Raw genomic sequence first — 12,661 nt, 5'->3', positions numbered from 1 at the left:
CTTTGCCACTCACATGCCCGCCCGCGCCGGTAGCGTGCAGGGCATGACGATTCTCGTGACGGGGGCAACCGGGAACATCGGCAGAATGCTCGTCGACCACCTGCTCGCGCGGGGTGCGACGGACGTCCGGGCCCTCACGAATCATCCTGACAAGGCGCAACTTCCGGACTCGGTCACCGTCGTCGAGGGATACCTCCGCAGACTCGCAAGCCTGCCCGCGGCGTTCGAGGGCGTCGATTCCCTGTACCTCGCACCGACTCCCGACACCGCCCCGGACGCGCTCGCCCTGGCGAAGCAGGCGGGAGTCCGGCACGTCGTCGACCTGTCCGGCCCCCACGACGGCCACTGGGGTGACGTCGCACGGGCCGTCGAAGCGTCCGGCATCGAGTGGACGCACCTGTGGCCCGGCGAGTTCATGGAGAACGCGGGAATCCTGGCACTGCAGATCGCCGCGGGAGACACCGTGCGTGAGCCGTACCCGACGGCGGCGAACGCGCCGATCGCCATGAACGACATCGCCGAGGTCGCGGCCGTCGCTCTCCTCGAGGACGGGCACGTCGGCGCGTCGTACGAACTCACCGGTCCCGAGACGATCACCCGCGCCGACCTCGTCCGAGAACTCGGCGCCGCCCTCGGCCGGAACATCGAGTACCGGCAGGTGTCGCTGGACGAGGCCGTCGACGTCCTGACGCCGGCGATGGGGGAATACGCACGCTGGTACCTGGAGGGGATGGCGGGCCTGGTCGACGCTCCCCAGCAGGCGAACCGACTCGTCGAGCAACTCACCGGACGCCCCGCGACCACCTTCGCGCAGTGGGCGTCGGCGCACGTCGACGAGTTCCGCTGAGGTCGTACCCGGCCGAGTCAGCGGGTCGGGGTGAGCGCGATGACGGGGATCGGCCGGTCCGTCTTCTTCTGATAGTCGCTGTACCGGCCGTGGTTGATCGCGTTCATCGTCGCCCACATCCGCTCGTAATCCGGGTCGCCCGGCAGAACCTTCCGCGCCGCCACGGTGATGTGGTCGCGGCCCACCTGGATCTCGCAGGTCGGCGCGGCCAGCACGTTGTGCATCCACGCGGGCGACGTGGGCGCACCACCCTTCGACGCGACGACCAGAAAGCGTGCGCCGTCGCGGCCGTACGTCAACGCGGACGTGCGCGGCTGCCCCGACTTGCGGCCGACACTGTGCAGCAGCAGGGTCGGCATCCCGAACAGCAACCGATGCCCCACCCATCCGCCGCTGCGTTCGTAGACGAACTGATGCAGCTGAAGGGCTTTCACGAACAAGTCGGCCACGGCGTCCTCGTCTCGGCACTCGGAACAGATCGTGCCCACACAGTAGACCGTCGTCAGGCCCGGCGAACCGCGTGCAGAACGGTGTCGTGAATGGTGACGGGCCGGCCCTCGGGGTCGCGCGCCTCGTGCGAGGGCGCCGCCGACACCAGGATCTCCCACTCTGCGGCGTCCAGTACGGCAGCGACCTGTTCCGGTGTGAACAGCATGTCGGGAACATTGGGCCGCCCGACGGACGTCTCCAGATCGGACGGGTGATGCCCGACGACGAGAAGCCGCCCGCCGGGGCGGACCGCTCCGGCCAGGCGACGGTGCAGGGCCTCGCGGGCAGATCCCGGCAGATGCATGAAATGTGCCGACACCAGGTCGAATCGGCGGGCCGGCGGCTCCCACGACAGGATGTCCGCCTGCTCCCACGTCGTCCGGTCCGCGATGTCGGCACCGGCTGCGGCGGCCCGTTCGGCGGCGCGTTCCAACGCCACCGTCGACACGTCCACTCCGGTGACGTTCCACCCGCGGGCCGCCAGCCAGATCGCGTCGGCGCCCTCGCCGCTGCCCACGTCCAGGGCATTGCCCGGTGACACGTCCCCGACCTGCTCGACGAGATGCGGGTTGGGATTGCCGCTCCACACCGCGGTGGTCGAGCGATAGCGGTCGTCCCAGAACTCCTGGCTGAAGAAATCGGTCATGTCCGGTGGCTGCTCGTGGGTCATGCTCCCACTGTGGCCGCGGGGCCCGTAGAACCGGGAATCCCGTTGCCGGAACGGCAACCGACTACGGGCTGGGGAACGTGTAGATGCGGCAACCGCTCATGTTCGCGGCCGACACGACCCCGTCGGCACGCGCAAAATCGCCCTTCGCGGAGAGGTTGTTGGCGAGGGCGGCCTGGTCGTCGCAGAAACTCTGGTCCGTCGGGTTGGCTGGGGGATTGCTGATGTAGGTGTCGCCTGGTGCAGCCACGGCAAACGGCACCGGACCGACGAGTGGGACGGCCGCTGCTGCAAACGCAATGGAGGCCGCCGCGACGATTCGGCGGATCATCATGCTCCTCCGAAGGTGGTCCGAATGGTTGCTGATGACACCATCCTGCACCGATCCGTGGCGGGCGACCATACCCCTAGGGGTGGAAAATTCAACACCTCGACCTGCCACCGCCGGCGAAGTGGGGGTCACGCGTCGTCCAGAGCTTCCTGGACCCTGTCCGCGGCGACCACCGGATTCTCGTGTTCCCAGATCCGCACCACCGTCCACCCGGCGTGGGTCAGCCTCGCGTCGGTGTCACGATCGCGGGTGACGTTCCCGGCGAGTTTCTCGGCCCACCATTGCGCGTTGTTCTTCGGGAACGTGGCGTGCTGAGGGCAGCTGTGCCAGAAGCACCCGTCCACGTACACGGCCACCTTCCGTCGCGGAAACACCAGGTCGGCGCGCCGCCGGACGCCCTTCACCGGCGCCCGGTCCACGTAGTACCGGACCCCGCGCCGGTGCAGTTCCCGGCGCAGTGCGAGTTCGGGTGCGGTGTCGCGACGCCGCTGCGCCCGCATCCGGGCGCTGGTTGCGGGATCGGTGGCGGGCATCGAGGGTCCGTCCGCTACGCGGCGGCCTCGGGGAAGCCGCCCATGCGGTCGAGGTGGCTCTCGACGTCGTCGATGAACCCGGGAACGAAACGCAGATTTCCCATCCGCGCCCGCTTCAGGAAGCCGGCGGTCGCGCGCGCCGACAGCAGCCGGGTGTCGTCCAGGAATCCGCTGAGATCCTCGTACGGCTCCTGCACCGGCCACGTCGAGGTGTGCACGCGGAACGCCTGACGATTGCTGCCCCACGCCGCCACCGGCCACGCGTCGCCGGGCTTCATCGGCGTCTCGATGCCCCGCTCGTAGTCTGCCGGCTCGAGCAGACGCCGACCGACCCACGACGCCATCCGCACACTCACCGCGTTGCCGACGAGCTTCCACCGATGACTGTTCCGAAGCCCGGGGACCAACGCGGCGGGCGCCGTCCAGTCGGGGTCGAAGCCCTGCAGGCGTTCGGCGTCCACGAGTCCGGGGGTCACGATCTCGCCCGACGGCAGTCGCACGGCGGGTGGGCTCGCGATACCGACGGACGAACCGCCCTTCAGCGTGGGGACCGCGTTGACCGCCCAGCCGAGACCGCGGGTGCCCTCGGTCCAATAGAAACCGCACGGGAAGTCGGCGTGGTCGTCGACGGGGCGTTCCCCGGCGTCCTCACCGAACAGCACCGCGCGGGGGTCCTCGGTGCGCGAGGCGAGCATCAGGACCCGCTGACGGCGCTGGGGGAGTCCGAACGCGCGCGCATCGACCACCCGGTATGCCCACGTGTAGCCGAGGTCCTCGAGGGCGTCCGTGATATGCCTCATAGCCGCCCCGCGACCCAGCTGCAGCATGAACGGCACGTTCTCGATCAGGAGCCAGCGCGGACCCTTCTTCCGCTTCACCAACCGGAACACCTCGTCGACGAGGCCGGAACGCGAACCCGTGATACCGGCGGTCCGGCCGGCCTGCGAGAGGTCCTGGCAAGGGAATCCGGCGGCGACGAGTTCGATGTCCTGGGGGAGGGAACGCAGCTTGGTGACGTCGGAATGCACAGGGACGTCCGTGAATCGGGTACGCAGAACCGCCTGGGCGCCCGGGTCGATCTCACAGAGCAGTTCGGTGTTCCAGCCGTGCTCTCTCAGACCCAACTCGAGCCCGCCGATACCGGCGAACAGGCCCACCATGCTCCCGGTTGACGTCACGGCACCCTTCCTCACGAACCAGTCACCCGAGAACGTTACTCGAGATCTGTGCCCGCTTTGACCAACGACCCGTGAGTACTTGTCAACGGCGGGCGGTTAATAAGTACTCACGGGTGGCGAAGCCACATATGGCAGGCTGCTTCGCGGGCAAACGACCGGGTAGAAGAATTGAGCCGAGGAGGCGTCCCCAGCGTGGATCAGCTGATCGTGGTGATCGGGCTCATGCTCGTCACAGTCCTGATCGTCGGCCTCGGTGACCGATTCCACGCACCCTGGCCGGTACTGCTCACGATCGTCACCGCCGGTGCCGCGTTCGTCCCCGGCATCCCGCACGTCGAACTCGAACCCGAACTGATCCTGCCGCTGTTCCTGCCGCCGCTGCTGTGGGCGCTCGCCCGCCGGACGTCGTGGGCGATGTTCGTCGACCGCTGGAAGACCATCGTCGTCCACTCCGTCGGCCTGGTCATCGTCACGACAGCCGCGGTCGCGTGGACGGCCTGGGCGCTCGTGCCCGGCATCACCCTGGCGGCGGCCATCGCGATCGGCGCGATGACGGCCCCACCCGACCCGGTGGCGGTCGAGGCCGTCGCCGAACCGGTCGGGATTCCGCGCCGGCTCGTCGGCGTCCTGCAGACGGAAGGTCTGTTCAACGACGCCGCCGCGCTGGTCGCGTTCCAGGCGGCGCTCGCCGCGACGATCGCCGGTGAAGACCTGCACTTCGGTTTCGAGGTGCTGCACTTCCTGTACACCGCGGTCGCGGCGGTGCTGATCGGGCTCGCGTCCGGCTGGGTGGGTTCGTGGCTGGTCGTGCGGATCGTGGACGTCCCCGGCCGCAGCGGACTGACCCTGGTCATCCCGTTCGTCGTGTACCTGCTGGCCGAGGAGATCCACGCGTCCGGGGTCATCGCCGTGGTGGTGGCCGCGGTGCAGATGAGCGCCGCCGACTCCGAGGTGGACGCCGAGGACCGCCTGGCGAGTGCCTCGTTCTGGCACGTCGCCGAACTGCTGGTCACCGGCATCGCGTTCGGGTTGATGGGTCTGGAGTTCCGGCAGATCGTCGACGACGCGGGCAGCGACCTGTGGACGATGGTGCTGCACGGCGTCGTCATCGGAGTGGTGCTGGTGGTGGTCCGCGCCCTCTGGATGGGCGTCACGTATCTGTACATCCGCGGGTACGAGGACAACGCCTCTTCCGCACCCCGCACCCCCGCCGAAGCCCTGGTCATGACGTGGTGCGGGATGCGCGGCCTCGTCACCCTGGCGTTGGCGCTGAGCCTCCCGGTCGCCGACTTCCCGTGGCGTTCCGAAGCCGTCGTCATCGCGGCGGTCGTGCTGGTGATGAGCATGGTCATTCCGGGATTCACCCTGCCGTGGCTGGTGAAGGCACTCGGTGTCGCCGGCGTCGCCGACGCGGAGGACGCCGAGGAGCGGGCACTGGTCGAGCGAGCCCGGCACGCCGCGCTCGAGGTCGTGACGTCCGCGCCCACCACGCTGCCGCCCGAATCGGTGGCCCGGCTCAAGGCCCTCTACGACCGCCTGGAAGAGGACTCCGCTCCGGGCACCCACTCGCCGGAGTACTGGCAGCGCATCCAACAACTCAAGACTCGCCGTGACGAACTGCGGTCGCTGCAACACCGGGCACTGGTAGCGGCGCAGGGCGAAGTGCTGCGGGCCCGCAACGAAAAGGGTCAGGACCCGCACGTCGTCGACCGCGTCCTCGAGCGCCTCGACCGCCTCTCCACCGCGAGCAACACGCAGACTTTCCACCACTGAGAGTCCTAGACTTCCTGTAGGTGGGAACACAGGGAGGCGTCATGATCTCGGGTTTCCGGAACCGGCCGCACCTCCTGCGCGACGCCCAGGGCAGCGGCCTCGTCGAAGCGTTCGTCATCATCGGGATCGTCACGATCCTGCTCACCCGCGCCTACCTTCACCTCACCGGTTATCCGCAGGTCGGGGGTTCCTCGCTGCACATCGCGCACGTCCTGTGGGGCGGACTCGGCATGGTCGTGGCGCTGGTGACCGTGTTCTCGTTCCTGGGGATGAAACCGCGCGTCCTGGGCGTCGTGATCGGCGGCATCGGGTTCGGGTTGTTCCTCGACGAGATCGGCAAGTTCGTCACCAAGTCCAACGACTACTTCTACCGGCCGTCCGTCGCGATCATGTACGTGGTGATCGTCGTGTTGCTGCTGGTCAACCGGTCGCTGCACGACGTCCGGCCGCCGACCCCGACGGAGGACGTCGCCAACGCCGCCGCCATCGCGCTGGGCGGCCTGGATCGCGGGCTGGACCGCGTACGCCGGGAGCAGGCGCTGGCGCAGCTGCGCCGGGCGGCCGCCGCCGGCGCGGACGAGGCGACGCTGACGTCGGTCCGGGATCTGCTCACCCACTGCCCGGACCGGAACGGCCGGACCGTGCCCACGGCGCGGGAGCTGGCCCGGCGCGCGACCCCCGCCTTCGCCAAGGGGCCCGGCATGCTCTGGACTGCGGCCGTGCTCCTCACCCTGTTCTCCACCCTGGGACTGCTCAGCGCCGTGATCACGCTCGACGACGACCTCCGCGGTGACGAGGGAACGGACATCACGACGGTCGGCCAGCTCACCGGGTCCGCGATCGCGTTCGTCCTGTGCTGGTCGGGCATCGTGCGACTGCGGAACGGGAAGCTGTGGCCGTTGCAGTTCCTGCGGGCCGCGGCCCTGGTCACGGTGCTGCTCACCGAGGTGTTCGACTTCGTCGCCCAGGAGTTCGGGGCGCTGTTGAACGTGGCGGTCGGACTCGGCGCCCTCGTCGTCTTCTCGTCGCGTATCGCGGTCACGGAACGAGCCCGGGCACTGAGTCTCGACAACTCTGCTGCAACGAAACTCGGCCCGTTGCCACCGCGGGAGCCGTCGTCGCTTACCGTAGACAGGTGAGCATCCAAGCCTCCGGTGCCTCGACCTGGCCCGCAGTACTGACGTGGCGGGCGGACAACGCACCCCGAATGGAATCGGTGCGCGTCCAGCTCAACGGCGACCGCATCAAGGCAGCAGGCCGGATCATCGGCGGCGAGTGCCCCGAGCATCCGGCGTTCAGCGCGTCCTACGACCTCGTCACCGACGAAAGCGGCGTCACCCGCCGGCTGTCGCTGCGGACGTCCGTCGCGGCCGGTGAACGGCAGATGTCGATCAGCCGGGACGAAGAGGGCACGTGGATGGTGGAGCACGGCGCCAACCACCAGCGGTCCACGTTCGACGGCGCTCTCGACGTCGACATGGTGCTCAGCCCGTTCTTCAACGCCCTGCCCATCCGGCGGTACGGACTGCATCTCGGATCCGAGGACGTCGAGGTCCCCGTCGTCTACGTGAACCTCCTGGACCTGCGGGTCGAGGGCGCGATCCTCACCTACAGCAGCGGTCCGGACGGCATCCACGTGCTGTCGCCGGTGTCGAGTTCCTCGGTGACCGTCGACCGCGACGGGTTCATCATCGACTACCCGGGCCTGGCCGAACGGATCTAGGCGCTCCGCACCCGTGCGCGGTTAACGAGTCTCTGGACTCGTCGAGCACTCACAGGCGGCGGAGCCGCCCTCCCCGCCGACCCGCATCACGCATGTCGTCGATCCAGCCTTCGCGGCCGGGAACGATGCCGGTGATCTCCCACGTCTCCTGGTTGTCGTACGTGAGGCGAGCGGTGTGACCGGCCTCGACGAGTGTCGCCGCCGACGACAGGTCCGCCAGTTCGGTCCGCGCGTCCTGCAGCAGCACCAGCGCCTCGTCCAGGGCGATCAGCAGGGCGTCCCGGTTGCCCTCGCACATGGCCCGGACGAGTCCGGGCGCGCTGCCGGCCACGCGGGTGCCGTCGCGGAACGAGCCGGCCGCCAGGCCCAGCGCCAGCGGTCCGCCGCGGGCACCGGTGATCGCGAGGGTCTCGGCCAGTAGGTGCGGCAGGTGCGAGATGCGCGCGACCGCCCGGTCGTGTTCGGCGGACTCGGCGGGCACGACGACGGAACCGCAGTCCAACGCGAGTTGCGCGACCTGCGTCCAGATGGCGGGGTCGACGCCGTCGTCGGTGCCGACCACCCACACGGCTTCCCGGAACAGGTCGGCGCTGCCGACGCTCCACCCGGACGCCGACGTTCCCGCCATCGGGTGTCCGCCCACGTAGCGGTCGGACAGTCCCTGACGGGCTGCCGTCGCCGCGACCTCCGCCTTGACGCTGACGACGTCGGTGATCGAGCAGTTCGGTGCGTACAGGGCGATCGCGGTGAGGGTGGCGGCGACGGCGGGCACGGGGACCGCGATCACGATCAGCGCCGACTCGGCCGACGCACGCTGGAGCACCGCGACCAGATCGGTGTCGGCGTCGAAACCGTCCGACCGGGCGGCGTCGACGGACGGCGCGGATCGGTTGTGACCCCACGCCTCGCGGCCCGCCCGGACCGCCGCACGCAGCAGTGAACCGCCGATCAAGCCCAGGCCGAGCACGCACACCGGAGGTGCGGAAGGGGTATCAGACACCCGAACAGGTTGGCACATTCGAGTGCGGACTTCATTTACCGGCACCCCGCGGGCTACCGTTGCGCTCATGGGTGCACAGCGCGCGGAAAACAACAGCGCCTCCTCGGATCGGGCAGAGGATCTGGAGGGCTTCGGTGTCGCGGTAGTACACGAGGACGGCCGGTGGAAGGTCAAGGCCCTCACTTCGGCTGCTCTGACCAGTCTCAGCGTCGCGGAGGAGGAGCTTCGGGCCCTCCGTAGCGCGGGCGCGTTCTTCGGTCTGCTGGACGTGGACGACGAATTCTTCGTCGTGCTCCGGCCTGCGCCGTCGGGAACGCGTCTGCTGCTGTCCGACGCCACCGCGGCCATCGACTACGACATCGCCGCCGACGTCCTCGAGGCGCTCAACATCGAGGTCCCGGACATCGACCCGGACGAACTCGACGACATCGAGCCGTGGGAGGAAGGCGACCTGTCGCTGCTCGCCGACCTCGGTCTGCCCGAACCCGTTCTGGCTGTCATCACGTCCGAGACGGACCTGTATCCCGACGAGCAGCTCGGGATGATCGCGCAGCGGCTCGGATTCACCACGGAGCTGGCCGGGGTTCTCGACAAGCTTCCCCGGTAGTTTCACGCGCCGTGACTCTTCAGGACGACGAGCGGATGATCCGCGCGGCGATCGAGGCGGCCCGTGCCGCCACCGACGCCGACGTGCCCGTGGGTGCGGTGGTGTTCGACGCCGACGGTGTCGAGGTGTCGCGGGCCGTGAACTCGCGGGAGGCGATGTCGGATCCGACGGCCCACGCGGAGATCATCGCGTTGCGTGCCGCCGCGCGGGTGTACGGCGACGGGTGGCGCCTCGAGGGGGCGACGCTCGCGGTGACGCTGGAGCCGTGCACGATGTGCGCGGGCGCGCTCGTGCTGGCCCGGATCTCCCGGGTGGTGTTCGGGGCGTGGGAGCCGAAGACCGGTGCCGTCGGCTCACTGTGGGATGTGGTCCGCGACCGCCGCCTCACCCACCGCCCGCAGGTCAGGGGCGGTGTTCTCGAGGACGAATGCGCCGGCATTCTCGAAGACTTCTTCCGTGAACGGCGCTGACCGGTTTCAAACTCTTTCGTGGGGTACTCGACACACTGTGGCCGGGTCCGCATGACCCGTGCTTCTCTGGAGACAGGCGCCGACGAGGCGCCGCCGGACCCGTCCCCGGGTTCGAAATCGGATTCACGGAGGTATCTCGTGGGAATCGCAGACAAAGCTTCGAACAAGGCGGAAGACCTCAAGGGCCAGGCGAAGGAAGCCACCGGCAAAGCCACGGGCGATCCGGACCTGCGCGACGAGGGCAAGGCCGACCAGGCGTCCTCGGCGGTGAAGGATGCCGGCGAGAAGGTCAAGGACGCCGCCAAGAACGTCAAGGACAAGCTGACTTAAACGGTTTCACCTGGCGATTTCGGGCTCGGGCGCCACATCCGGTAAAGTCACCGGCGGTGGCGTGTCCGAGCGGCCTAAGGAGCACGCCTCGAAAGCGTGTGACGGGTAACCCCCGTCCGAGGGTTCAAATCCCTCCGCCACCGCCAAAACTCCCCACCTGCACTCGCAGGTGGGGAGTTTTTTTGTGTATCCGGGCCGGGGATGTTCGTTAGCGTGTCCTGGAGGGAAGGGGCAGGCGACATGCGCATCGACTCGACGGGCAGGACGGCGCTGGTCACCGGATCGACGCAGGGCATCGGCGCCGCGATCGCAGCGGGTCTCGGCCGCTCCGGCGCACGGGTGGCGATCAACGGCCGCACCGAGAAGTCCGTGGGTGCGGCGATCGAACGACTGCGGGCCGAGGTCCCGGACGGCGAATTCGTTCCGGCGGCCGCCGACGTCACGACGGACGAGGGTGCGCGCCGAGTCCTGGAGATCGTTCCGAGCGTCGACATCCTCGTCAACAATCTGGGGATCTTCGGCTCACAGCCTGCCCTGGAGATCGACGACGACGAGTGGCGCCGCTACTTCGAGGTGAACGTGCTGTCCGCGATCCGGCTGACACGTCTGGTCCTACCCGGCATGGTCGAACGGTCGTGGGGCCGGGTCCTCGACATCGCCAGTGACTCGGCGATCGTCATTCCCGCCGAGATGATCCATTACGGGATGTCGAAGACGGCACTGCTGGCGGTCTCGCGCGGCTTCGCGAAGGAGGTGGCGGGGACGGGTGTCACGGTCAATTCGGTTCTCGCCGGCCCCACCCACACGGGCGGTGTGGAGGATTTCGTCTACAGCCTGGTCGACACGGACCTGCCGTGGGACGAGGCGCAGCGCGAGTTCATGAAGAAGTACCGGCCGCAGTCGTTGCTGCAGCGGCTCATCGAGCCGGAGGAGATCGCGAACATGGTCGTCTACCTCAGTTCGGCGCAGGCGTCGGCGACCACCGGCGCGGCGGTGCGGGTCGACGGCGGCTACATCGATTCCATCGTCCCGTGACCGTCGTTCACAGCACTCTCGCAGGTCGTACCGAGTGACATCCATTGAAGCTGCAACTAGCCTGATCTCATGAAAAAGCTGTGGTGGTTGGTCGGCGCAGTTGTCATCGTCGTGATCGCGGTGCTGGTGGGACCGTGGTTCTACGGCCAATTCATCGCGGAGGACGACGCACCGGCGGCCTCGGTGTCGACCGAGGGCGCGGAGGCGGCCACCGGATCGGTCGACGGGCAGTGGACCGTCACGCCGGGTCAGGGCTCCAACCAGACGGCGTCGGGGTACACCGTCCACGAGATCCTCAACGGCGCGAGCGTCACGGTGGTCGGGTCGACCGGCGACGTGACCGGCAACGCGACCGTCGAGGGCGAGAAACTCACCGCGGGCGAGGTGACCGTGCAGGTGGCGACCATCGCGACCGATCAGTCCCGCCGCGACAACCAGTTCCGCGGCAACGTGATGGACACCGGCACGTTCCCGACCGCCACGTTCACGGTCGATTCCCCGGTCGACCTGTCGGGGCTGCCTGCGGACGGTTCCGTGGGAACGGTCACGGCCCAGGGAACGCTGACCCTCAAGGGGCAGTCGCGGCCGGTGTCCGTCGACATCGACGTGCTGCGTTCCGGCGACGACCTCATCGCCTCGGGCAGCATCCCGGTCACCTGGACGGACTTCGGGGTGACGCCGCCGTCACTGGGCTTCGTGACCGTGGACGGCAACGGCACGGTCGACTTCCTGGTCAGCTTCGCGCGTTCCTGACGGCGCCCAGCCGGGCGGCCCGAACACGTAGCCGAGCTTGTCGCGCCACGACGACGCCCGGCGCCAGTCCCGGACGATGGCGGCGTATTCGCGGGTCTGCAGTTTCCAGATGTTGTAGGTGCCCACCGGTGTGGTGAGTCCGTAGGTGGGGCGGTGGGTTTCGGGCTGGAACGTGCCGAACATCCGGTCCCACACGATGAGGATGCCGGCGTAGTTGCGGTCGAGGTATTCGGGGTCGCAGCCGTGGTGGACGCGGTGATGAGAGGGAGTGTTGAACACGAACTCGATGGGCCGGGGCAGCGTGCCGATGCGCTCGGTGTGGACGAAGAACTGGTAGACGAGGTTCACGGAAAATCCGATGAACACCATCCACGGCGGAATGCCGATCAGCGGCAACGGAATCCACATCAGGATCTCGGCGCTGTTGTTCCACTTCTGGCGGAGCGCGGTGGAGAAGTTGAAGTACTCACTCGAATGGTGCGCCTGGTGGGTGGCCCAGATGAGGCGGATGCGGTGTGCCATCCGGTGATACGCGTAGAACAGTGCATCGACGCCGACGATGAGGATTACCCACGTGTACCAGGCGTCCGCGGGTAGGTGCCACGGCGCGAGGTACACCCAGATGGCGGAGTACCCGATCAGGGCCAGCAGCTTCCAGAACGTGGTCGTCAGGATGGACACGGCGCCCATCGACACGCTCGCCCGCGCGTCGCGGCGCTCGTAACCTCCCCGCACCGGGCGGGACCGTCCGTCGGGGTCGAACGTCGCGTCCTCGAGGTGCCGGGCCGCGAACCATTCGATGGCGAGAAACAGCACGAACGCCGGGATGGCCAGCGTCACCGGCTCGTGCAGGGGCGTCAGCAGCGCCGAATTCCACGCCGACGTCACGGTCTCCCACATGCTGCTTCCTCCACAAGACGATCGT

The 12,661-nt window shown here is 68.5% G+C and carries 16 protein-coding genes and 1 tRNA gene; 10 read left to right on the top strand and 7 right to left on the bottom strand.

From position 1 onward, the window contains the following. Positions 1 to 43: 43 nt before the first annotated feature. Positions 44 to 847, top strand: coding sequence for an NAD(P)H-binding protein (locus tag CJ177_RS19235; protein WP_061041111.1), 804 nt, complete (start codon positions 44 to 46; stop codon positions 845 to 847). A 17-nt stretch (positions 848 to 864) separates the two neighbouring features. Here CJ177_RS19235 and CJ177_RS19230 read toward each other — a convergent pair whose 3' ends face one another. The 5 genes from CJ177_RS19230 to CJ177_RS19210 form a co-directional block, all read right to left on the bottom strand. Then, complete coding sequence (locus CJ177_RS19230) at positions 865 to 1,296, bottom strand: nitroreductase family deazaflavin-dependent oxidoreductase (RefSeq protein ID WP_095868806.1); 432 nt, start codon at positions 1,294 to 1,296, stop codon at positions 865 to 867. A gap of 53 nt (positions 1,297 to 1,349) precedes the next feature. Beyond that, entirely contained in the window at positions 1,350 to 2,006 is a 657-nt protein-coding gene (locus CJ177_RS19225; protein ID WP_095868372.1) for a bifunctional 2-polyprenyl-6-hydroxyphenol methylase/3-demethylubiquinol 3-O-methyltransferase UbiG, read from the bottom strand. A 61-nt stretch (positions 2,007 to 2,067) separates the two neighbouring features. Further along, entirely contained in the window at positions 2,068 to 2,337 is a 270-nt protein-coding gene (locus CJ177_RS19220) for a hypothetical protein (protein WP_005248756.1), read from the bottom strand. A 125-nt stretch (positions 2,338 to 2,462) separates the two neighbouring features. Continuing rightward, a complete protein-coding gene (locus tag CJ177_RS19215) occupies positions 2,463 to 2,867 on the bottom strand; it encodes a very short patch repair endonuclease (protein ID WP_095868371.1) in 405 nt (134 codons plus the stop codon). Positions 2,868 to 2,881: 14 nt separating this feature from the next. Further along, entirely contained in the window at positions 2,882 to 4,027 is a 1,146-nt protein-coding gene (locus tag CJ177_RS19210) for a DNA cytosine methyltransferase (protein ID WP_061699966.1), read from the bottom strand. A 210-nt stretch (positions 4,028 to 4,237) separates the two neighbouring features. On the opposite strand from CJ177_RS19210, the gene CJ177_RS19205 reads away from it, so the two are divergent. From CJ177_RS19205 to CJ177_RS19195, 3 genes are read left to right on the top strand one after another with little or no spacing between them, the layout of a single operon-like run. Continuing rightward, positions 4,238 to 5,818: a sodium:proton antiporter gene (locus tag CJ177_RS19205; protein WP_025431678.1), complete on the top strand. Its 1,581-nt coding sequence runs from the start codon at positions 4,238 to 4,240 to the stop codon at positions 5,816 to 5,818. Positions 5,819 to 5,859: 41 nt separating this feature from the next. Then, positions 5,860 to 6,957 (top strand): hypothetical protein, encoded by a 1,098-nt coding sequence (locus CJ177_RS19200; RefSeq protein WP_025431679.1) that lies wholly within the window; start codon positions 5,860 to 5,862, stop codon positions 6,955 to 6,957. Then, positions 6,954 to 7,541: a putative glycolipid-binding domain-containing protein gene (locus tag CJ177_RS19195; protein WP_005248751.1), complete on the top strand. Its 588-nt coding sequence runs from the start codon at positions 6,954 to 6,956 to the stop codon at positions 7,539 to 7,541. Before CJ177_RS19200 ends, CJ177_RS19195 begins: the two co-directional genes overlap by 4 nt. 49 nt (positions 7,542 to 7,590) lie before the next feature. On the opposite strand, the gene CJ177_RS19190 is transcribed toward CJ177_RS19195, so the two are convergent. Then, positions 7,591 to 8,559 carry a prephenate dehydrogenase gene (locus tag CJ177_RS19190; protein ID WP_095868370.1) on the bottom strand — a complete coding sequence of 323 codons (969 nt, stop codon included), beginning with the start codon at positions 8,557 to 8,559 and terminating at the stop codon, positions 7,591 to 7,593. A gap of 49 nt (positions 8,560 to 8,608) precedes the next feature. On the opposite strand from CJ177_RS19190, the gene CJ177_RS19185 reads away from it, so the two are divergent. From CJ177_RS19185 to CJ177_RS19160, 6 genes are all read left to right on the top strand, one after another. Beyond that, a complete protein-coding gene (locus CJ177_RS19185; protein WP_005248749.1) occupies positions 8,609 to 9,148 on the top strand; it encodes a tRNA adenosine deaminase-associated protein in 540 nt (179 codons plus the stop codon). Between the two features lie 11 nt (positions 9,149 to 9,159). Further along, positions 9,160 to 9,618: a nucleoside deaminase gene (locus CJ177_RS19180; protein WP_005561213.1), complete on the top strand. Its 459-nt coding sequence runs from the start codon at positions 9,160 to 9,162 to the stop codon at positions 9,616 to 9,618. Positions 9,619 to 9,756: 138 nt separating this feature from the next. Beyond that, positions 9,757 to 9,948: a CsbD family protein gene (locus tag CJ177_RS19175; protein ID WP_005561211.1), complete on the top strand. Its 192-nt coding sequence runs from the start codon at positions 9,757 to 9,759 to the stop codon at positions 9,946 to 9,948. A 55-nt stretch (positions 9,949 to 10,003) separates the two neighbouring features. Beyond that, positions 10,004 to 10,094 (top strand) — tRNA-Ser (locus tag CJ177_RS19170). Between the two features lie 94 nt (positions 10,095 to 10,188). Continuing rightward, the gene (locus tag CJ177_RS19165; RefSeq protein WP_061041115.1) at positions 10,189 to 10,983 is read left to right on the top strand and encodes an SDR family NAD(P)-dependent oxidoreductase; all 795 of its coding nucleotides are present in this window, start codon (positions 10,189 to 10,191) and stop codon (positions 10,981 to 10,983) included. Between the two features lie 69 nt (positions 10,984 to 11,052). Continuing rightward, positions 11,053 to 11,736 (top strand): YceI family protein, encoded by a 684-nt coding sequence (locus CJ177_RS19160; RefSeq protein WP_005248745.1) that lies wholly within the window; start codon positions 11,053 to 11,055, stop codon positions 11,734 to 11,736. Here CJ177_RS19160 and CJ177_RS19155 read toward each other — a convergent pair. Beyond that, entirely contained in the window at positions 11,668 to 12,636 is a 969-nt protein-coding gene (locus CJ177_RS19155) for a sterol desaturase family protein (RefSeq protein ID WP_061041116.1), read from the bottom strand. The genes CJ177_RS19160 and CJ177_RS19155 overlap by 69 nt on opposite strands. Positions 12,637 to 12,661: the final 25 nt, after the last annotated feature.

The organism is Rhodococcus sp. ACPA1 (assembly GCF_002300195.1).
In the GTDB taxonomy this organism is placed as follows: Bacteria; Actinomycetota; Actinomycetes; order Mycobacteriales; family Mycobacteriaceae; genus Rhodococcus_F; species Rhodococcus_F opacus.
Note: the sequence above shows the minus strand (reverse complement) of the source record. Positions and strands in the feature narration are given on the sequence as shown.